At 40.3% G+C, this 20,996-nt stretch carries 23 protein-coding genes; 10 read left to right on the top strand and 13 right to left on the bottom strand.

All coding sequences use genetic code 11. The features are described from left to right. Positions 1-172: 172 nt before the first annotated feature. The 6 genes from I6F49_RS12610 to I6F49_RS12585 all read right to left on the bottom strand — a co-directional run bounded on the left by I6F49_RS12610 (position 173) and on the right by I6F49_RS12585 (position 5,211). On the bottom strand, positions 173-547 hold the full coding sequence (locus tag I6F49_RS12610) for a PH domain-containing protein (protein ID WP_008172599.1): 375 nt from the start codon (positions 545-547) through the stop codon (positions 173-175). Next, complete coding sequence (locus I6F49_RS12605) at positions 547-1,455, bottom strand: ABC transporter ATP-binding protein (protein WP_197180816.1); 909 nt, start codon at positions 1,453-1,455, stop codon at positions 547-549. Before I6F49_RS12605 ends, I6F49_RS12610 begins: the two co-directional genes overlap by 1 nt. After that, a complete protein-coding gene (locus I6F49_RS12600; protein WP_197142584.1) occupies positions 1,452-2,279 on the bottom strand; it encodes an ABC transporter permease in 828 nt (275 codons plus the stop codon). The genes I6F49_RS12605 and I6F49_RS12600 overlap by 4 nt, the downstream gene beginning before the upstream one ends. 143 nt (positions 2,280-2,422) lie before the next feature. Further along, positions 2,423-3,604: a cystathionine beta-lyase gene (locus I6F49_RS12595; RefSeq protein ID WP_197180815.1), complete on the bottom strand. Its 1,182-nt coding sequence runs from the start codon at positions 3,602-3,604 to the stop codon at positions 2,423-2,425. A 9-nt stretch (positions 3,605-3,613) separates the two neighbouring features. Next, the gene (nudC, locus tag I6F49_RS12590) at positions 3,614-4,534 is read right to left on the bottom strand and encodes an NAD(+) diphosphatase (RefSeq protein ID WP_197180828.1); all 921 of its coding nucleotides are present in this window, start codon (positions 4,532-4,534) and stop codon (positions 3,614-3,616) included. Positions 4,535-4,707: 173 nt separating this feature from the next. Then, on the bottom strand, positions 4,708-5,211 hold the full coding sequence (locus I6F49_RS12585) for a LabA-like NYN domain-containing protein (RefSeq protein WP_197180813.1): 504 nt from the start codon (positions 5,209-5,211) through the stop codon (positions 4,708-4,710). A 150-nt stretch (positions 5,212-5,361) separates the two neighbouring features. On the opposite strand from I6F49_RS12585, the gene I6F49_RS12580 reads away from it, so the two are divergent. Together I6F49_RS12580 and I6F49_RS12575 are read left to right on the top strand one after the other, a co-directional pair. Further along, positions 5,362-5,985 (top strand): hypothetical protein, encoded by a 624-nt coding sequence (locus I6F49_RS12580; protein ID WP_197180812.1) that lies wholly within the window; start codon positions 5,362-5,364, stop codon positions 5,983-5,985. Then, a complete protein-coding gene (locus tag I6F49_RS12575; protein WP_197180810.1) occupies positions 5,985-6,728 on the top strand; it encodes a DUF3307 domain-containing protein in 744 nt (247 codons plus the stop codon). Before I6F49_RS12580 ends, I6F49_RS12575 begins: the two co-directional genes overlap by 1 nt. 115 nt (positions 6,729-6,843) lie before the next feature. Here the strand turns inward: I6F49_RS12575 and I6F49_RS12570 are convergent, their stop codons facing one another. Continuing rightward, on the bottom strand, positions 6,844-8,238 hold the full coding sequence (locus tag I6F49_RS12570) for a DEAD/DEAH box helicase (RefSeq protein WP_121954342.1): 1,395 nt from the start codon (positions 8,236-8,238) through the stop codon (positions 6,844-6,846). A gap of 200 nt (positions 8,239-8,438) precedes the next feature. Beyond that, positions 8,439-9,278 (bottom strand): isopenicillin N synthase family dioxygenase, encoded by an 840-nt coding sequence (locus I6F49_RS12565; protein ID WP_024594124.1) that lies wholly within the window; start codon positions 9,276-9,278, stop codon positions 8,439-8,441. 266 nt (positions 9,279-9,544) lie between these two features. Between I6F49_RS12565 and I6F49_RS12560 the strand changes: the two genes are divergently transcribed. Further along, positions 9,545-10,747: a bifunctional alpha/beta hydrolase/OsmC family protein gene (locus tag I6F49_RS12560; protein WP_197180808.1), complete on the top strand. Its 1,203-nt coding sequence runs from the start codon at positions 9,545-9,547 to the stop codon at positions 10,745-10,747. Positions 10,748-10,803: 56 nt separating this feature from the next. Here I6F49_RS12560 and I6F49_RS12555 read toward each other — a convergent pair whose 3' ends face one another. Next, positions 10,804-11,553, bottom strand: a complete 750-nt coding sequence (locus tag I6F49_RS12555; RefSeq protein ID WP_197180806.1) for an alpha/beta hydrolase — start codon at positions 11,551-11,553, stop codon at positions 10,804-10,806. Between the two features lie 129 nt (positions 11,554-11,682). Here I6F49_RS12555 and I6F49_RS12550 point away from each other — a divergent pair, with 129 nt between their 5' ends. Continuing rightward, the gene (locus I6F49_RS12550; protein ID WP_010555318.1) at positions 11,683-12,006 is read left to right on the top strand and encodes a hypothetical protein; all 324 of its coding nucleotides are present in this window, start codon (positions 11,683-11,685) and stop codon (positions 12,004-12,006) included. 72 nt (positions 12,007-12,078) lie between these two features. On the opposite strand, the gene I6F49_RS12545 is transcribed toward I6F49_RS12550, so the two are convergent. The 3 genes from I6F49_RS12545 to aspS all read right to left on the bottom strand — a co-directional run bounded on the left by I6F49_RS12545 (position 12,079) and on the right by aspS (position 14,818). Continuing rightward, on the bottom strand, positions 12,079-12,675 hold the full coding sequence (locus I6F49_RS12545) for a pentapeptide repeat-containing protein (protein WP_197180804.1): 597 nt from the start codon (positions 12,673-12,675) through the stop codon (positions 12,079-12,081). A gap of 16 nt (positions 12,676-12,691) precedes the next feature. Further along, positions 12,692-12,922: a hypothetical protein gene (locus I6F49_RS12540; protein ID WP_197180802.1), complete on the bottom strand. Its 231-nt coding sequence runs from the start codon at positions 12,920-12,922 to the stop codon at positions 12,692-12,694. Positions 12,923-13,039: 117 nt separating this feature from the next. Then, positions 13,040-14,818 carry an aspartate--tRNA ligase gene (gene aspS, locus I6F49_RS12535; RefSeq protein ID WP_024609898.1) on the bottom strand — a complete coding sequence of 593 codons (1,779 nt, stop codon included), beginning with the start codon at positions 14,816-14,818 and terminating at the stop codon, positions 13,040-13,042. 247 nt (positions 14,819-15,065) lie between these two features. Here aspS and I6F49_RS12530 point away from each other — a divergent pair, with 247 nt between their 5' ends. After that, on the top strand, positions 15,066-15,914 hold the full coding sequence (locus tag I6F49_RS12530) for a DUF72 domain-containing protein (RefSeq protein ID WP_197180800.1): 849 nt from the start codon (positions 15,066-15,068) through the stop codon (positions 15,912-15,914). Positions 15,915-15,936: 22 nt separating this feature from the next. Further along, positions 15,937-16,434 (top strand): M48 metallopeptidase family protein, encoded by a 498-nt coding sequence (locus I6F49_RS12525; RefSeq protein WP_197180798.1) that lies wholly within the window; start codon positions 15,937-15,939, stop codon positions 16,432-16,434. Positions 16,435-16,591: 157 nt separating this feature from the next. Here I6F49_RS12525 and I6F49_RS12520 read toward each other — a convergent pair whose 3' ends face one another. Then, positions 16,592-17,281 carry a DUF3334 family protein gene (locus tag I6F49_RS12520; protein ID WP_165729298.1) on the bottom strand — a complete coding sequence of 230 codons (690 nt, stop codon included), beginning with the start codon at positions 17,279-17,281 and terminating at the stop codon, positions 16,592-16,594. A gap of 116 nt (positions 17,282-17,397) precedes the next feature. On the opposite strand from I6F49_RS12520, the gene cmoA reads away from it, so the two are divergent. The 4 genes from cmoA (at position 17,398) to purN (ending at position 20,994) form a co-directional block, all read left to right on the top strand. Continuing rightward, the gene (gene cmoA / locus I6F49_RS12515) at positions 17,398-18,123 is read left to right on the top strand and encodes a carboxy-S-adenosyl-L-methionine synthase CmoA (protein ID WP_165741406.1); all 726 of its coding nucleotides are present in this window, start codon (positions 17,398-17,400) and stop codon (positions 18,121-18,123) included. A 12-nt stretch (positions 18,124-18,135) separates the two neighbouring features. Further along, a complete protein-coding gene (gene cmoB / locus I6F49_RS12510; RefSeq protein WP_197180796.1) occupies positions 18,136-19,104 on the top strand; it encodes a tRNA 5-methoxyuridine(34)/uridine 5-oxyacetic acid(34) synthase CmoB in 969 nt (322 codons plus the stop codon). Between the two features lie 190 nt (positions 19,105-19,294). Next, entirely contained in the window at positions 19,295-20,347 is a 1,053-nt protein-coding gene (gene purM / locus I6F49_RS12505) for a phosphoribosylformylglycinamidine cyclo-ligase (protein WP_197180793.1), read from the top strand. Beyond that, positions 20,347-20,994, top strand: a complete 648-nt coding sequence (purN, locus tag I6F49_RS12500; protein ID WP_002959994.1) for a phosphoribosylglycinamide formyltransferase — start codon at positions 20,347-20,349, stop codon at positions 20,992-20,994. Before purM ends, purN begins: the two co-directional genes overlap by 1 nt. The last annotated feature ends 2 nt before the right edge of the window (positions 20,995-20,996 follow it).

Here is a 20,996-nt window from a genome sequence, read left to right as displayed (position 1 = left end):
TATGCTCTAGCTGTATTGCTAAAGTCGATGCACATGCTAACGCTTAGAAACTGAATGAAAACTTAACTAACCATTTGTATTTATTAAGTTAATTGTAAGGAAGTGTTGTAAACTGTAAAATTAAAGTAGTTGCAACACTTAGTCAACAACTACTTAAAATATGTACCGCAGCTTAAAGCGCGTGTTGGCTAATAATACGATAAACGTCGTTAATATTATCGCCAGATTTAAACTCTTTACTAATTGGTGTTGGATCTGAGCCAACCCATATTTTTAGCTCGGCATCTAAGTCAAAATGGCCTGCACTTTCTTTACTAAACTTCGTTATTTTAGAGTAAGCAATGCTCACCATTTCCATTTTAGAGCCGGTCATACCTTGCTTATCAATTAAGATTAAGCGCTTATTAGTAAAAATAAACATATCACGTACTACTTTATATGCTTTTTCTACTTGCTCACCCTCAATTAATGTATTGGCGAGGATTTTCTCTAAATCAGAATCGTCAACTTCGCTGGCATTACCCATTAATCCACTTAGTAAACCCATTATACTTTCTCCTGTTTAAATATTTGATTCTCTAATGTATGTCCATTAACTAACTGCCTGTACTGCCAGTTGTGCTGATGACAAAAGCTCAGTAGTGCAATATCGAGCGGCTCACCTGTTGGCTGATACTCAACAACATACTCTTTATGCTGGCTCATATACACGCGGCTCACACCTGCAATTGCTTGCAGTTGTTGCTCAACATTTTGATAAGCTTCGCTTAGCATTAATGTATAAAAGTGCTTATCGGTATTATTTGTTTTTGTTTGATGCTCGCTTAGTACGCCTTTATCTAAATGAAGTACCTGTGAGCATAGTCGCTCAAGCTCAGTTAAATCGTGAGAGCTTAAAATAAACGTAGCCTGCTCACTTAATTCAGATACCAGCTCGCGTACTTCTCTGGCATGAATCGGATCTAGACCTGCGGTTGCTTCATCAAGCATTACAATTTGTGGTGAGCCGATAAGTGCTTGCGCTATTGTTACGCGCTTGCGCATACCGTGCGATAAATCACCTGCGCGCTGCTTTGCAATTTCTTTTAGGCCAACTAAATCAAGTACACGTAGCGCCTCAGTTTGGCTTTGCTTTGCGCCCATACCTTGTAGCTTTGCATAAAAGGCGAGTTGCTTATCTATATTAAAACGAGGATCAAGTTGCGCGTCTTGCGGTAATGCACTTACTTTATTAAATAAAGCTGCGCTGCCAGGCTTATACCCTAATATTTCAAGGCTGCCTTTACTTGGCGCTATATAGCCGCATAACAAACTAAATAAGGTTGTTTTACCCGCGCCATTTGGCCCAACAAGCGCCACTGGCGCGCCTTTATTAATTTCAAAGTTCACATTATTAAGCGCCAATTTTGCGCCATACGATTTACTCAAACCGCTAGCTGTAATTAATGGTCTCATAGTGAGCTCCTTGCAAAAATACGTTGCGCAATAGCCAATAAAATAGTTGTTTGAATAAGAGGAATAGCCACCGCGCTTAACAATGGTAAATTTTGCCCCGCTAATAACTCTATTTGCACACCCGGAAATAAATAATCAAGCAGGCCTAATGCAGGTATTTGCCACTGCAGTATACCCACAACAATACTGCCTGCTGCAAAATATAAAATAGCCAACACAATAGATAAACGCGATGAGCGAGCAAAGGTATTTATTAGCGTCATCAGTGCTACAAATGGGCACAGAGTAATCACTAATATTAAAAATATAGAAAGCGCACGGCCAAAACCACCAGCAAGTAAACTAGGATCTCTAAACCCTAGTACAGCAAGCGTAGCCACAAGGGTAATACCCACCAAGCAGGCTAATACCGCTAATTGCCCTAAAAAACGACCAAACAGTATTTCAAAGCGAGTGGAGCGCAGTGATAAAAACCGAAGTGTGCCACGCTCTCTATCGCCTACCGTTTGGTCGCTACAAATAAACAAACCAAAAACAGGAAAGCTATACAGGGCTATTAACCAGTACATTGCAAATTCGGCCTCAGGCCAATCAAGTAACTTACTTAAACCAATGGAGCCTGATATATCACGGGCTATTTGTTCAAAATCGGGCGCACTTACAATGCCTACCGCTTGCCCTATTGGGTAGCGCAGTATTATTAGCCACACCAGTGCAAAGGCAGCTAATGCAATAAGTCCTCGTTTAGTTAAAAACATACGTACAAGCTCAAATCCCGCTATTTGCGTTAATCGCCCTACGTTTATCGGTAATGGTGTTGCCATTGACTATCCTTAATGACTTTTTATTTTCAGTATATTTATCCACACTAAGTGTAAACACCTTGAATTACCAGCAAAAAAAAGCTCACCAATGGTGAGCTTTGTAACAATACATTTAAATGTAACAGCATAAATTGCGATATAAATTATAAATGCTGCTTATAAACCTCAAGTGCTTGGCTTAAATCGCTAATTAAATCTTCTACATCTTCAAGGCCAATGTGCAGGCGAATAACCGGCCCTAAATCCCAACCTGTATTTGAGCGAAGTCCTTTCATGGTTAAATTAGCCGTTACTAAACTTTCAAAACCGCCCCACGAAAAGCCCATTTTAATATGCTCAAGGCTATCTAAAAATGCATCAATCGCTGTTTGATTACCGGTTTTCATTACAAATGAAAACAAGCCATTACTGCCATCAAAGTCGCGTTTAAAAAACTCATGCCCTGGGCATGTTTCAAATGCAGGGTGGCGAATATGGTCAACAAGCTCATGTTGCTCAAGCCATTTAGCCACTTCTATTGCTGCTTTTTCATGTTGGTTTAAACGTACACCCATTGTACGAAGGCCTCTAAGCGCTAAATACGCATCATCAGCACTGGTACACTGCCCTAGCAAGTATGAGTTTTCGCGCAAGGTTGGCCAGTACTTTTTATTAGCAACAGCCACCCCCATCATCACGTCTGAATGGCCAACAATATATTTCGTTGCCGCTTGAATACTAATATCAACACCGTGCTCTAACGGACGATAGTGCAAGCCGTTACCGTAGGTATTATCAAGCATGGTCATTACGTTGTGCTCATTGGCTACTTTTACCATAGCGGGCACATCTTGCACTTCCATCGTAATAGAACCAGGAGATTCTAAAAACAACACTTTAGTATTTGGCTGAATGTAATCTTTAATACCTGCGCCAATGGTTGGCGGGTAGTACGTTGTAGTAATTCCAAGCCCTGCTAAAATTTTATCGCAAAAGTCGCGGGTTGGCTCGTACACGTTATCAACCATTAAAATATGATCACCGGTTTTTAAAAACGATAAAAACACTTGGCTGATCGCTGCTGCGCCACATGGATATAATGCACAGCCTTCACCGCCTTCAAGTTCTGTAATCGCTTCTTGTAGTGCAAAGTGAGTTGTTGTTCCACGGCGTCCATAAAATAACGTTTTATCGCCACGGGTTTTAGCCGCTTCTTTTAAATCGGCTACGGTATCAAATACAATAGTAGAGGCACGTTGTACAACGGGGTTTACTACGCCGTGTGTATACGCTTTTTTGCGCCCAGATGACACCAGTTGAGTGTTTTTATTAGTTTTACTCGACATTGTTAATCCTTAAGGGTTTGTACGCCAATGTTCAATTAAATAACGAGAGATAGAATCGGTTCTAGGCAGCTTTAAATGCTCGCCTTTTTCGTGCCAATTACCAAATTGCGCTAAGTCTTCACGACTAAACCATTTTGCATCGTCCAGCTCTTCTTTATCTACGTTAATTTGCTCCGATGTCGCCTCTGCAAAAAAACCTAGCATAATTGACGATGGGAACGGCCATGGCTGAGATGCAACATAACGTACGTTATCAACTTCTATGCCTGCCTCTTCTTTAACTTCACGCGCAACCGCTTGCTCAAGTGTTTCACCTGGGTCAACAAACCCAGCAAGCGACGAATACATACCGATAGGCCACGCAGCTTGGCGACCTAACAAGCATCGCTCTACTCCGTCGGCAAATACCTTAGTAACCACCATAATTACCGCAGGATCGGTGCGCGGAAATGTAGGATGCTTACAGTTTTCGTTTTCACACACTCTAGAGTGCCCGGCTTCCACTGAACGGTTTTTACTACCACAGCGCCCACAAAAACGGTGCGTTGCATGCCAATAACATAAGCCTCTTGCAAGTGCGGCTATTGAGGCATATTTAATGGTTACTTGAGGCCCATATTGGCGAATATCAAAAAATTGCGCGCCCTCTATTAAAGGCGTAAGTATGTTTTCATCCAGATCCGATACATCCAATGCAAATACACCATGTTTAGCATTGTTTAAGCCAACAAAAATAGCACTCGATAAATCTAAATGTGCCACTTGTTGATACGTTAAATAGCTTACTTTAGGGGTATCTTTAATAAATAAGGTTTGATTATTATTAACTAAAACCCATTTACTTTGCGCCGACATTTGCGCTTTAAACCACGATGGGTCTTTACGAAAATTTGAGCCTCTGTCTAGTGGCATGTTGCTGTAATGAAGCATGTAAGTCCTTGGTAACTCGTTATGCTTTAAAATTACCATAATCATTTAGCAAACCCAATTGATTACAGCAATAAAAAAGCCTATATAAGGCTTTATTAATCTATTACGGCTTTGTATTAAAATCTCTCATGTTGCAGGCACTTAGCTTACACTTCTTTAGCTATTTTTTGCTGTTAAAGGAGCAAGGTATTGTCAATTAAGTGAAATTGTTCTGCGCTTTGTTTTAATGCTTCAGCGGTTAATTTTTCTGCACCGTAAACATCGCACGGTACGTTATATTGATTTTTTAAATGCCCAAGTAATAAGGCAAAGTCACCATCACCAGAGAGCAAAATAACCTTATCGAGATTTTTACCCTGTTCTAACATGTCTATTGTTATGCCTACATCCCAATCACCTTTAGCGCTTCCGTCACGACGTTGAATAAAGGGCTTTAGCTTTACGTCAAAACCAATCGCACGCAAAATATTTTGAAACTGATTTTGCTTTTCATCCCCTCGATAAATAGCATACGCAAAAGCACATTCAATATCGTACTGCGCCTGCATTGCCCGCCAAAAAGCATTGTAGTCAAAGTTTTTTCCGTAACTCTCGCGACACGTGTAATAAATGTTTTGCACATCAACAAAAATACCGACCCGTGGTTTAGTGCTCTGCTGCTCGTTTTGTAAAGTCATTTAGTGTCCTAGTGAGGATTAATAGCAATTAAAGTAACGTTATAAAATAAGTGTACCTTGCAATTTATATTTAAGTAACCTAAATTAGTTACATACCGCTATGTAACCAATATTGGTTACATATTAAAAAGTAACCATTTTGAGATTTTTATGATTGGTGTGATCAGCGGCGATATTATTAAATCGCAAACAATCCCTAAGCAGCAATACGATGCCATGCTTTATCAACTAGAGCAAAGTTTGCGAAACATTTCGGGTGAGCAAACACTTTGGAACATATACCGAGGCGACGCCTTTCAATTACAGGTTAATAATCCTGAGCATATTTTTAAAAATGCCATATTGATATATTTACACCTTAAATCGTCAGGTTATGAGCTACGCCAAAGCTTGGCACTTGGGCAAATAGATAACCCACGCAGCGATATAAAAACAGCAACCGGTTCTGCTTTTACCCTTTCAGGGCAAGGCCTTGATAAAATAGGTAATCAACGCTTTGTTTTTAATATTAACGAGCAGCAACTCAATGAAAGCTTAAACCTTAATTTAGCCTTTGCTGACGTATTGCTCACTAAAATCACACAAAAACAAGCAAATGCCCTGTATGTCTATTTAACCTCGCCAGACAACAGCCATGCGGCACTGGCTAAAGAGCTTAAAACAAGCCGAGAAAATGTAACCAAACTACTAAATTTAGCGCACTACCAACTTATAGAACGCTTTATTGAGCACACACAACACGTTATAAAAAATATAATTAAAGGAGGTGAATAATGGAATTTTCACTTTTACTGGTCGCGCTTATTATTGGCCACTTACTTGCTGACTTTTACTGGCAACCTATGAGTTGGGTAAACGACAGAAACACCCGTCACTTTAAAGCCAGTAAGCTTTATTTTCATGTACTCGTGCATGGTGTAACAAGTGCAGTCATCATTACCGTGTGGGAATACACCTTTGGGTGGCACCAACTCAGCAGTGTTTTAATTGCCACAGCAGGCATTATGTTCAGCCATTATTTTATTGATATAGCTAAATCGTATTCTAATAAAGGCGTGGTGCCTTTTTTACTAGATCAAATAGCGCACATACTCGTTATTATTGCGCTCAGTATTTGGCTAAGTGATAACAGTAGCTTTATGGCAGCAATTAATAATATGCTCACTGATCCCAAAATACTGTGGGTGGTATGCGGTTATTTAATTATTTTAAGTCCCAGCGCCGTATTTATAAGAATGATGTTAGAGCGTTTAACAAGTAACTTTTCAAGTACTGGTAGCTTAGTGCTTGCAGGGCAAAGCATTGGCATGCTTGAGCGCGTACTTATGCTGAGCTTTATATTACTTGATCAATTTGCAGGGCTTGGTTTTTTACTTGCTGCAAAGTCGGTATTTAGGTTTGGCGATTTAAGTGCTAGTAAAGATAAAAAGCTCACCGAGTACGTTATGCTTGGCACACTACTTAGCGTAAGTGTGACTTTATTTGTAGGTTTAGGTGTTAACTATTTAATTAGGTAGGCAATACAGTAAGTACAAATTACAGATAATAAAAAACGCGCTACTTCGATTAAGAAGGTAGCGCGTTTTTTATGTTGGTGCTTAATTAAACGCCAACACAATCATTAATAATGAATTAATCGTTATTTGTGCGACGACGGCGTTGGCCATTACCACCAACAGATTCACGCTTTGCCCATGGGTTTTGCGCGTTATCATCTGTTTTAGCTGCTGGCTTTTTAGAACCACCACGGCGTGGACCGGTGCCATTACCACCATTGTTCGGCTTTTTGCTGTTAGGCTTGCTGCTATCAGATTTAGGCTTATTAAAAGGCTGCTTTTTCTTAGGCTTTTTAGACGGCAGTGGGCGAGCATCTAATGCGCGCTCTGCTACTGGGTTTATAGGCTCAAAACCATCTTCTTCAGCACGTGGGATAAGCTCACCAATAAAGCGTTCAATACCGTATAAATCAACAGCGTCTTCTGTTGTTACAAACGAAATAGCATGACCCGATGCGCCAGCACGGCCTGTACGGCCAATACGATGAACGTAATCTTCGTATACGTTTGGTAAGTCGTAGTTAACAACATGCGGTAATTCAACAATGTCTAAACCACGTGCAACAATATCTGTTGCTACTAGTACGCGTACTTCACCACTTTTAAAGCCATCAAGTGCTTTAACACGTGCGCCTTGTGACTTATTACCATGAATAGCCGCGCCTACAATGTCATCGCGCTCTAGTTGTTTAACTAAGCGGTTAGCACCGTGCTTCGTACGGCTAAACACTAATACTTGTTGCCAATCGTTAGTACGAATTAAATGGCTTAGCAATGCTGTTTTACGTGTTTTATCTACCGCGTAAACGCACTGAGTAACACTTTTAGCTGTGGTATTTTTTGCAGCAACTGAAATTTCAACAGGGTCGTTAATTAACCCTTTTGCTAGTGCACGAATTTCATCAGAAAATGTTGCCGAAAACATTAAGTTTTGACGTTTAGCAGGCATTTTAGCAATTAAGCGTTTAATGTCATGAATGAAGCCCATGTCTAACATGCGGTCAGCTTCATCAAGTACAAGCACTTCAACGCTATCAAATTTAACTGCATTTTGATTATGTAAGTCGATTAAACGACCCGGCGTTGCTACTAAAATATCAACACCTTTACGAAGACGCTGCATTTGTGGGTTAATTTTAACGCCACCGTAAACTACAAACGAGCTCACATCCGAATGCTTAGCGTACTCTTCAACGTTTTCGCTTACTTGCAAAGCAAGCTCACGCGTAGGCGTTAAAATAAGTGCACGTACGTGGTTACTTTTAGCTTTAGGGCCAGACGACAAACGCTCAATAAGTGGTAATGTAAAACCCGCAGTTTTACCAGTACCCGTTTGCGCTGCTGCCATAACATCACGGCGTTCAATAATTGCAGGAATTGCTTGAGCCTGAATCGGCGTTGGCGTTTCATAGCCCTTTTCTAAAACCGCATTAACCAAAGACTGTGATAAACCTAAACCTTCAAAACTCATATAAACTCTCTTTTAAATTAGGCTACATTAGCCAGTTGCGCGCATTATACCTGTAGTAGCTAAGAATGCATGCCATTATTTGCGTTGCAGGCAATTGAGCATAGCTTAATAAAATTAAACCGGTGATCAAGTTGCTTAAAAATGCAAAAAACGGCCATAAGCCGTTTTTTATTTATACTTAATTACTTTAAGTATAAGAGTTACTTAACACCTAACTCGCGTAAACGTTCTTGCAAGTAGCTATCTGCCGTGTAGCGCTCTGAAAGCACAACATCTGGATGCGGGTGTAAAAATAACGGTAGTGATATACGCGATTTAGTAGATGCTTTACCCGTTGGGTTAATCACGCGATGAATTGTCGATGGGAAATACCCGCCCGACGCTTCTTGTAGCATGTCGCCAATATTAATAATTAAGCTGCCAAAATCACATGGCACGTCTAACCAACCGCCATCTGTTTTTTGAACTTGTAAACCAGGCTCATTAGAAGCTGGTAATACCGTTAATAAATTAATATCACCGTGAGCAGCAGCGCGAATAGCACCTGGCTCTTCATCACCCGTCATTGGTGGGTAATGTAGGATACGTAACAATGTTTGCTCAGAACCAGCAATCATGTCTTTTAAATCAATCGAAAACTTAGCACGCACATCAGCTGGCGCTTCAGCCTGAACCCAGCTTAGTAAAGTACCAGCAAATTCACTCGCTAAACGGTAGTATTCACGTACATCAGCTTCGAGCTCTGCAGGAACACGGCCTTTAGGGTACACATGAAAGTACTCTTTAATGTCTTTTATTGTAAAGCCTTTCGCTACTTCAGATACTGAAGGCGGAAAATAACCGTCTTGAGTTTCTTTAGAGAATAAAAAGTCCTGCTTTTGCTCTGAGTTAAAAAAGTCTTGCCAATTTTTGTAAATAGACTCAACTAAAGACTGTGGAATTGGGTGGTTTTTTAAAACGCCAAATCCAGTATTTCTTAACGATTCAACAAAGTGTGCAGCCGCATCGGGAGCTTTATAATCAACAGTAGGTAATTGCATTGTACGTTCCAGTGAATAGGTTGTGTGAAGTGGACTGCTTTAATAGTAGCAAATTGCCAAGATAAAGTAGAAAAGCCTTCATTATAGCGCTGTGCGAGGATAGACAAATGGCCTCAAAAAAATAAGGACATATGTCCGCAAAGTAACGTATCCACCACTAGGCTTGATCAAGATCAACTTATAAAAAAACGTTGAATTTGCAAGGTTTAGTACTTATATCTGGTCTACTACTATAATGTATTTTATTTGTGTAAATAAGGCTCCCCATGCGACAAAAAGTATCTTTTAAAAGCGGCGATTTAGAACTTGCCGGCCAACTAGAACGCCCCGCCGGCGACATAAAGTTTTATGCGCTATTTGCACACTGCTTCACATGCGGAAAAGACATAGCAGCAGCCACACGTATAAGCCGTGCACTTACGCAACAAGGCATAGCCGTACTGCGTTTTGATTTTACGGGTTTAGGTAATAGCGATGGCGACTTTGCTAACAGTAACTTTTCATCAAACATTCAAGACTTAGTTTCAGCAGCTGATCATCTGCGTGAGCATTTTGCAGCGCCGCAATTACTTATTGGCCACAGTTTAGGCGGCGCTGCGGTACTTGCTGCTGCTGAGCACATTCCTGAAGTATCGGCTATTACAACCATTGGCGCGCCGTCAGATGCGCAGCACGTAGCCCATAACTTTGCAGCACACCTTGATGAAATTAACGCAGCCGGTGAAGCAAAGGTAAGCCTAGCAGGCCGCGAATTTACCATTAAAAAACAGTTTATAGACGATATAGCCAAGTACGATAAAAGCCACATTAGTAAACTTAAGCGCGCATTGTTAGTAATGCACTCCCCTATTGATGCAACGGTAAATATTAGCGAAGCCGAAAAAATTTACGCATCAGCTAAGCACCCTAAAAGCTTTATTAGCCTAGATAACGCCGATCACTTACTTACTAATAAAAACGATGCCGACTACGCTGCAGAAATTATTGCAACGTGGGCTAATCGCTACGTCAAGTATGACAAAACTAAATACGCCGCAAGCCTAACAGGTGGAAATGTACTTGTTGAAGAAAAAGACCATGTATTTACTCAGCACGTGAGCACTAAAGATCATACTTGGCTTGCAGATGAGCCAGTAAAGGTAGGCGGTAAAAACTTAGGCCCCGATCCGTATCATCACTTATTAGCGGGGCTTGGTGCTTGTACAGCAATGACACTACGTATGTACGCTTCACGTAAAAATTTAGCGCTAGAGCATGTTAAAGTAGAGCTTGATCACACTCGCGATTACAACAAGGATTGCGACGATTGTGAGCAAACCGGTAACCTTGAAGCCATTACCCGTAAAATCACTCTAGTCGGTGATTTAACACAAGAGCAGCGCCAGCGTTTACTCGAAATAGCCGACAAATGCCCAGTGCATAAAACACTACATAACAACCCTGTTATTGTAAGTGAACTGGTAGAGTAACTACCATAAAAGCAATATAGCGCAGCTAACACTGCGCTATGCTTAAACAAAACTAATTATTCGTTATCTAAAAATTCCCCTACCTCTTTACTCATTCTATCCACCAGCCATTTTGGTCCGCCATCGTACATATCGTTATGGCGAGATTTTTCTATTAGTGTTTGCTTAACAGGATAAACACCCTGCTCCTCAGCCGTTAATAATACATTCGCATCAGCTGGGTAATCACTACCGCGTAATGTAAGTACGCGAATGTTTTTATTACGAGGGATCAACATACGACGATGATCGAGCGTAATAATAGTGCTAACTTCGTTTGGATAAATAGAGCCGTATAACGCCGAAATATCACCGCCGTTTGAATGCCCAAATAAGGCGAGTTTTGTAAAGTCGTACGCTGGGTATTTATTCGATAGCTCATTAACTAAAAACTTAAGCGTTACTACGCCACGGTGCCAGTTTTCCATGCGAGTGGTTAAGTAAGGTTGCTCACGGTTTAGGTAAGGGTCGGTTTTTAGTTCATGTGCAACAGCTATTGTTAAATATCCGCGTTGATTAAACGCATTACTGGCAAACGTATACTTGTTATGACTAATACCATAGCCCGCATTGATAAACGCCACGGGGCACTTTGCTTGCTCTGTACACTTAGCATTGTTACTTGGTAATGTAATATTGATAGGAATAGTGCGATTGCGGCTTTTATCGGTTATAACGTCGTCGGTTGCATAGCTTGTAATGCTTATTATTGATGTAGTTAAGGTGAGTGCGCTTAACATAAAAAGCTTTTTAAGTGCTTTTTGCATATTTAAACTTATATAAATTATTGTTTTTAATTAAAAATAACTTTTACTTTATAGGTTTGCATTCTCTATTGTCAAACTATGCGATAATAGTCGCCATTGTTTTAATATATTTAGTAAAAGATCCAATAAATGAAATCATACAATAGCATTCAAGAACGTATAGAAATCCTAGAAGACAAGCTAACTGCAATACATGACGAAATAGAAACACTAAAAGCACCTGCTAAAAATAACAATGAACGTATTATTTTTAAGTTTATTGAAACAGGCAGCACTGGTAAAACGAAGGATTTTGTACGTGAGTTAGGTATTAAATCACCACGTGACGGTTTGTTTTCATCAGGTGACGTTACAAAACTAATTAAAGATGGCGCTGAAGATATTTCACCTGCGTTATTAGAAATCGCAAGACAGCTTGCCAGTGCACGTAATAAAAATGGCCCAAGCCGTTAATTACCCAGTCACGCAGTATCTAGAAGCCCAGCCAAGCTGTCGCTTCTAGATATGTAATTATATTAAACTAAATTAATCACATAGTTCTATATTAAGGCTGGTAAGCAAATTAAGTGCTTCGAAGCGATCAAACTTAGCATTCGCTAAGATATTATTATTCAAATCTATATTAAACGCTGTAGCACCTACAAAATCACATTTTGTTAAGTTAGTTTGAAAAAACTCACTATCGCGAAAATCTGTTCCTGTAAATTCACTACTGCTTAAATCAGCGTGTCTAAAATCAACATTTTTGGCAAAGCAGTGTGTTAGTTTGAGGGCTTTAAGAGATAATTCAAAAAAAAAGCTATTACTGAGCTCACAATAATTAAAACTCACCGGTGCGTTAATACTAAGCGCTGGCCAATCTACATCAGCCCATTGCAAACTATTTAATTTACAGTGGCTAAAACTTACATTTTCAAGCGAACTGTAGTTCCATTTAAGTGACGATAAATTACAGTTTTTAAAACTACATTCTATAAATCGGCAATTTTTAAACTGCCCCCCTGAAAAGTCGCAATCGATAAATATACATTCTTCAAACTCAGAGTTTTCAGTTAGCTGCTCTGCGTACTGCAAAGCATTAAATTGCTCATCAAAATACTGGTTATTGTTACTTAGCAACACAATTTACCTATTAGATTTAACCTGCGTAGCCATTATTTTTAGGTAAATCTTTTTTGAGTGCAAGTACTGCAATAAAAATCAAACCAAACAGTGGAAGTAGTGCCAAACAGCCACCCACAAACGCTAAAACACCCGGCATAGTACTTTTACGCTTACCTATTTTGTAGCTAATTACAGCAAAAATAGGAATACACAGCACAATAATAAAAACTAAAAACTCACCAAATAAGGTTGCATTGATCGACATAATAATTCCTTTTCATCTGTTCGGTTAAAATACACTCTACTTTAAATTTAACCACAAAAAAACCCTTAAGCATATAACTTAAGGGTTTTTAAATTTAGCTTAAAAGCTAAGCAAAAATTACTCTTCGCTTGATACTTCTTTTTCTACAACACTAATTGCAAGCTCAGCTAACGAATCAAGGTTAGGTTTGCTTGGCGCGTTGGTTAATAAACACGACGCTTGTGTTGTTTTAGGGAAAGCAATAACGTCACGAATGTTATCGGTACCACATAAAAGCATTGCTAAACGGTCAAGACCAAATGCTAAACCTGCATGTGGTGGTGTGCCGTATTTAAGTGCATCAAGTAAAAAGCCAAACTTGTCTTGTTGCTCTTGCTCGTTAATACCTAAAATTCTAAATGCAGTTTCTTGCATATCAGCATTATGAATACGTACCGAACCGCCACCCACTTCGTAGCCGTTTAATACCATGTCGTAGGCATCTGAAATTGCTGCTGCTGGGTTTGCTTCAAGCTCACTTGCAGTAATATCTTTTGGTGCAGTGAATGGATGATGCACAGCATGTAATGTGCCTTCGTCATCTTCTTCAAACATTGGAAAATCTACAACCCAAAGTGGTGCCCAGCTATTAAGGTTAGTGATTTCTAAATCAACACCAATCTTAACGCGCAGTGCGCCCATAGCTTCATTTACTGTGTTGCGCTTATCGGCACCGAATAAAATAATATCGCCAGACTGTGCATTAGTACGCTCAAGTAATTTAGTGATTACGTCTTCGCTTAAAAACTTAGCCACTGGTGATTGAACGCCTTCAGCGCCTGCAGTGTGGTCGTTTACTTTCATCCACGCCATGCCTTTAGCGCCGTAAATACCAATAAACTTAGTGTAATCGTCAAGTTGTTTACGAGAAAGCTTAGCGCCACCTGGTACTGTTAATACAGCAACACGGCCTTTTTCGTCGTTAGCCGGGCCTGAAAAAACATTAAACTCTACGTCTTTCACTAAATCAGCAATATCAACTAATTTCATTGGGTTACGTAAATCAGGCTTATCAGAACCGTAAAGGCTCATTGCCTCGCTGTAAGGCATGATTGGGAAATCGCCTAAATCAACGTTTAGCAGTGTTTGCCACATTTCGCGGATCATTTTTTCAGTCATACCACGTACTTGATCAGAGCTCATGAACGAGGTTTCTATATCTATTTGGGTAAATTCTGGTTGGCGATCGGCACGTAAATCTTCATCACGGAAACATTTAACAATTTGGTAGTAACGGTCAAAACCCGACATCATCAACAATTGCTTAAACAACTGCGGCGACTGTGGTAATGCGTAAAAGCTACCTTTATGAACACGGCTCGGTACTAAGTAATCGCGTGCGCCTTCTGGCGTTGCTTTAGTAAGTACAGGTGTTTCGATGTCTAAAAAGCCGTTTTCATCTAAAAAGCGACGAACAAAGCTGCTTGCTTTAGCACGTAATTTAATACGATCACTCATTTCTAAACGACGTAAATCTAAGTAACGGTACTTTAAACGACGCTCTTCTGAGTTTACTTGGTTAAAATCAAGTGGTAATGGCTCAGAGCGGTTAATAATATTAAGCTCTTTACCTAAAATTTCGATCTCTCCAGTTGCCATGTCTTTGTTTACTTGGCTGTCTGGGCGTGCGCGAACAACACCTTTTAACTGAACACAAAATTCTTGGCGAAGTGTATTAGCTGAACTCATTAATTCTTCAATGTCAGAATCGAATACAACTTGTACTAATCCTTCTCTATCGCGTAAATCGACAAAGATAAGTCCACCAAGGTCACGTCGTTTGTTGATCCAGCCACATAGTTCTACTTCTTGATCTACGTGAGTTTTATTTAGCTGTCCGCAATATATAGAGCGCATAGTTTTCCTGTCAGATAAAAGGCTTAAACGGTTAAAGTTATTTGTTTTAAGGCGTGTGATTTAAAAAACAGGTCACCACAATACAAATAAAGCCGTTAGCAATCTAAAAATAATCAAATTAAGCTCTGCATTATACTCAACTAACATTAAGATGCTAGGGCGTGTAAGGCTTTTACCCTTGAATTTACAGCAGCTCGTTTTGTTATTTGCTACACTATCGCCACTTTATAATAAGGCGCTAGTTTGTATGTTATATATTGGATGCCCGCAGTGGTCGAGCAACGCATGGAAAGGCAATTTATTTTCAAGCCAATGTAAAAACGCCGATATGCTTAGCCAATACGCGCAGCATTTTAATTCTGTTGAAGGCAATACCAGCTTTTACGCCGATCCATCGCCAAGCACCGTATTGCGCTGGGCAAATAGCGTACCCGACGATTTTAAATTTACTTTTAAGTTTAATCGTCGCTTTAGCCACGAACTACACCTTACTAATATACAAACTGAGCTTACTGATTGGCTTACCTTGTTCTCCCCTATTTTAGAAAAAACGGGGCAAATCATGCTGCAATTGCCAAAAGCCTTTGGCCCAAACGATTTACCCAAACTCGCACAGTTTATTAGCCTGTTACCAAAAGAGATTAATTACGGTGTAGAGGTACGTCATACTGCATTTTTCAAAAAAGGTGAAGCCGAAATAGCGCTTAATCAGCTATTAATAGCGAACAATATAAATCGCATATCTATGGATACGCGCGCACTATTTGCGGTAAAACCTACTACCGAAGCACTAATAGATGCACAGCAAAAAAAGCCACATTTACCAGTGCACGCTATTGCTACAGGCTCGCAGCCTATGGCGCGCTTTGTAATAGCCGATTTGCAAAACGACTATAAACCCTTTTATAAACCGTGGCTGAGCAAAGTAAAGCAATGGCTTGATGAAGGTAAAACACCCTATGTGTTTTTTCATACCGCCGATAACCGAGAAGCACCGTTATTAGCAAGGCAGTTTTGTAAAGACTTAGGTTATAATCACAAAGCATTAAACCCATTTACTGGCGAAAAAGAAGCCCACCAGCCGGCACTTTTTTAAATAATAAAATTAGAGAATATAAATGAGTGAATACGCACGTTACTTTACCGGCTACCCTGCAAACATTGTTGAGCAGATATTAAACCTAATCAACAACAACAAAGTATGCGACTACTTACTTAAAAAGTACCCGCAAGCCCACACCATTACCAGCGATAAGCTACTTTATAGCTACGCCACCGAGCTGAAAAAACAATATTTAAAAAATGCCCCACCGTTTGGTCGCGCTGCATTTAAAAAACAAGGCGACATGGTCACCAACGCACTTGGTACGCATACTTACCGTATGCAAGGTAAAACCCGTAAGCACGATTTAGCGATTAACAGTGATTTGCTGCGCGCTCCCGAGCCACTACTAAAAGCATTAGTAGTGCACGAACTCGCCCATTTTAAAGAAAAAGACCATAACAAAGGCTTTTACCAACTTTGCTGCCATATGGAACCGCAGTATCACCAATTGGAATTAGATTTAAGGATATTTTGTGTGGTAGTGGCGATGGGAGAGAATCCATATAGTTAAGTTGCAAGTAAAAGTGCACTATTCATCAAACAAAAAACGCGATATCAAATCGCGTTTTTATGGAGTCGTATCAACCTACTAAAAGCTGATAGCGAAGAGTTGATAGCTGAGCAAACGTTGGGTTTCGTTTCACTCAAACCAACCTACGTTAATAGGCTTAAAGCCCTAAGCCAGCCATAAAGTCGTCATCTGCATCGTCTTGCACAACGTCTTTAGCTTTTGCGCTTTCTTTTTCAGCTTTCTTTTTAGCTTCGTTTTCAATTATGTCATCTGGGTCTAGCGCTTCTGCAATATCAAAGTCGTGTAATTTAATAAACTCTGTTTTATCCATCGCTAATTCCAAGTAAAAGATATTTTGTTTACTTGTGGTGAATGTTACGCGACGGGCTTGCGGGCGATCCATCGTGGTATCTACCGATATTTGCACTTGCTTGTTAATGGCCATCATTTTTGGCTGGTTTTGCGTAATAGAAGTATGTAACTGCTCGCGCACTTTAGAAGTAAAGTCGCCGACAATTTGGTTCATCAACTCGCCTAGTACATTTGATACGTCGTCTGATAAATGGCTATGCGCTATTTCATTCTCAGGCATACCCATATTACGCATGTAATCGCCATAAATTTCCATCGCCGCTTGCGAGGTAAAGTTAGTAATTACAAGGCCGGTAAAACCGCCGTCAAATAAAACAAAGCAGCCGATATCTGGTCGCATACATGTACGCGTTATTTTTTGTACCATGGCAGAGTAACTAATACCGTTACCGCTGGCTGATGTAAGTACACCTGTAACCGAATGACAAAGGGTTGCTAATATATCGTCTGTGCTGATGACCTTACTTTTGCTCATTTAATCTTCTCTTTTATACTTATTATTCATAATTCTAGTCAAGCTACTGAATTTATCACTGACTATCCAGTATAAAATGTTAAAATAACTCTATTATTTACAAAGAGACTGCCTTCGTGACCATAAAAGACAGTATTTATGCCTCTGAGCAACAAGTAAAAGATTTTAGCTTTGACCAAAATGTAGTCGAAGTTTTTCCAGATATGATCCAGCGCTCTGTACCGGGCTATGCAACTATTGTTAGTACAATGGGTAAACTTGCCGGTGAATACGCACAAAGTAACTCAAATCTTTATGATTTAGGCTGCTCACTTGGCGCAGTAACGCTTAGCATGCGCCGTAATATTCGCACCGATAACTGCCATATAATAGCGGTAGATAACTCGCAAGCGATGGTTGAGCGTTGCAAAGTACATTTACAGGGTTTTAAATCAGAAGTCCCCGTTACTGTTACTTTAGGTGACATTAATGAGCTTGAGATTCAAAACGCCTCAGTTGTAGCAATGAACTTTACACTACAGTTTATTCCACATGCTCAGCGCCAAGCCGTGCTTGAAAAAATATACGCTAATTTAAAACCTGGCGGTGTATTACTGCTTAGCGAAAAAGTAAAAGCCGAAAACGAGCTATGCGATAATTTATTAATAGATTTGCACCACGACTTTAAACGTCACAATGGCTACTCTGAGCTTGAAATAAGCCAAAAGCGTACCGCCATCGAAAACGTTATGCGCCCAGATACACTCAGCGCTCATTTTACTCGCTTACAAGATATTGGTTTTAGCCAAACTCAAGTGTGGTATCAATGTTTTAATTTTTGCTCAATGGTAGCAATTAAATAAAGAGAGTGACTTATGTCTCAATGGTTTAACCAATTTTACGCATCTATTGCACAAAGCCCTCTTAGCCACTGGCTAGAAACCCTGCCGGCACAATTAAAACATTGGCAGTTAGAGGCAAGCCATGGCGATTTACCTAAATGGCAAAAAGTGCTTAAAAATTTGCCTGAAGTAAAAACTACGCATGTTGACGTATCTACCAAGGTAGAAATAGGCGCGCCAGGGGAGATGAGTGATGGCGAGCAAAAGCAAGCCATACATTTATTAAAACGTATGATGCCATGGCGCAAAGGCCCATTTAGTGTTCACGGTATTGAAATAGATACAGAATGGCGCAGCGATTGGAAGTGGGATCGCCTACTTCCTCATATTGAGCCATTAAAAGGCCGCACTGTTTTAGATATTGGTTGTGGCTCTGGTTATCATTTATGGCGTATGCGCGGTGAAGGCGCCGAGTTTGTAGTGGGTATTGATCCGTCTGATTTATTTTTATGTCAGTTTCAGGCTATTAAACACTACAACCCAGACGAAAACGTGCATTTACTGCCACTAGGCGTTGAGGCATTACCCGAGCTTAAAGCGTTTGATACGGTTTTTTCGATGGGCGTACTTTATCATCGTCGCTCACCTATCGACTTTTTAGCACAGTTAAAAGCACAGCTTCGCCCAGGCGGCGAACTTGTACTTGAAACACTGGTAATTGAAGGCGACGAAAACACGGTACTCGTTCCTACCGACCGCTACGCTAAAATGCGCAACGTGTGGTTTATTCCAAGTACTGCCGCTTTAAAACTGTGGATGGAACGTGTTGGCTTTAAAGATGTGCAAATAAAAGACTGCGCTATTACCACGCTTGAAGAGCAACGCAAAACCGATTGGATGGAAAACGAATCGTTAATCGACTTTTTAGATCCAAACGATACAAGTAAAACAATTGAAGGCTACCCTGCTCCACTTAGAGCAATATTAACCGCAAAAGCATAGCTGTTAATTTAACGCCTTTAATACTAAAAAAACGCCTACGGGCGTTTTTTTGTTTATTTAAACAACAGACAGCGGACAAGTGTCCTTGTTAATTATTTCAAAATTACATTTGCGCTAGCCGCGACCTTGCAATTGTTGTAAAATACGCGCGTTTCTAAGCAACCCAAAACAACTATTTTGAGGAAAACCTGTGAGCGAACAAAAACAGTCTCTAAGCTATAAAGACGCGGGCGTAGATATCGACGCTGGTAATGCACTTGTTGAGCGTATTAAAGGCGTAGTTAAAAAAACTCGTCGTCCTGAAGTAATGGGCGGAATTGGTGGTTTTGGCGCACTTTGCGAAATTCCTGAAGGCTACAAGCAACCGGTATTAGTTGCAGGCACAGACGGCGTTGGTACCAAACTACGTTTAGCAATCGACTTAAAAAAACACGATACGGTTGGTATTGATTTAGTTGCAATGTGTGTAAACGACTTAATTGTTCAAGGTGCTGAACCCCTGTTTTTTCTAGATTACTATGCAACTGGTAAGCTAGATATAGACACAGCAGCTGACGTAGTTACAGGTATTGGCAAAGGTTGTGAAATTTCAGGTTGTGCCCTAATTGGTGGCGAAACAGCTGAAATGCCAGGTATGTATGATGGTGAAGACTACGACATGGCAGGCTTTTGTACAGGCGTTGTAGAAAAATCAAAAATAATTGATGGCACAAAAGTAGCAGCAGGCGATCAGCTTATTGCACTTGCTTCAAGCGGTCCTCATTCAAATGGCTTCTCTTTAATTCGTAAAGTACTTGAAGTGTCAAACGCTGATACCAGCGCTGACTTTGAAGGTAAAACTTTGGGCGAAACTTTACTTGAGCCTACGCGTATTTACGTAAAACCTTTACTTGAGTTATTCAAAAACGTTGACGTACATGCGCTTTCGCATATTACTGGCGGCGGTTTTTGGGAAAACATTCCACGTGTATTACCCGCTTCAGCAAAAGCTGTAGTTAAAGGTGATAGCTGGCAGTGGCCACCAATTTTTAACTGGCTACAAGAAAACGGCAACATTACTACCCACGAAATGTACCGTACATTTAACTGTGGTGTAGGCATGGTTTTAGTTGTACCTGCAGACAAACTTGAGCAAAGCTTAACAATGCTAAAAGACTTGGGCGAAAACGCATGGCATCTTGGTGAAATTCAAGACGCAGTAGCTGGCGAAGAGCAAGTTGAAATTGTAGGTGGTGCTAAGTAATGGCACCGACTCGTCTAGTAGTTTTAATCTCAGGTAGTGGCTCTAATTTACAAGCCATCATAGATGCCTGCGAGCGTGGCGAGATAAACGGACATATAGCGGCTGTTATTAGTAATAAAGCAGACGCTTATGGCCTAGAGCGTGCAAAGCAAGCAGGTATTGCTACAAAAGTGCTCAGTCATAAAGATTTTGACTCGCGCGAAGCGTACGATGCGCAATTAATGAACGTTATCGACTCTTTTATGCCAAATCTAGTTGTATTAGCTGGGTTTATGCGTATTCTTACTCCTGGCTTAGTGCAAAAATATGTTGGAAAAATGTTGAACATTCATCCATCTTTGTTGCCTAAGTATCAGGGGCTGAATACCCACCAAAGAGCAATTGATGCAAAAGATGATGTTCATGGCGTAAGTGTTCACTTTGTTACTGAGGAATTAGACGGCGGTCCCGTTATTCTTCAGGCGCAAATACCTGTACTCAAGGATGATACAGCAGAGACATTAGCAAAACGCGTGCATGAGCAAGAGCATATAATTTATCCTTTGGTGGTCAAGTGGTTCAGTGAACACAGACTTACTATGGAAGCAGATTATGCAGTTCTTGACAAAAAACAACTCCCTGCACACGGCGCGCACTACCCACAATAAAA

The sequence above is a fragment of the Pseudoalteromonas sp. SWN166 genome, assembly GCF_015864485.1.
In the GTDB taxonomy this organism is placed as follows: Bacteria; Pseudomonadota; Gammaproteobacteria; order Enterobacterales; family Alteromonadaceae; genus Pseudoalteromonas.
This window is presented reverse-complemented; position numbering and strand designations above follow the sequence as displayed.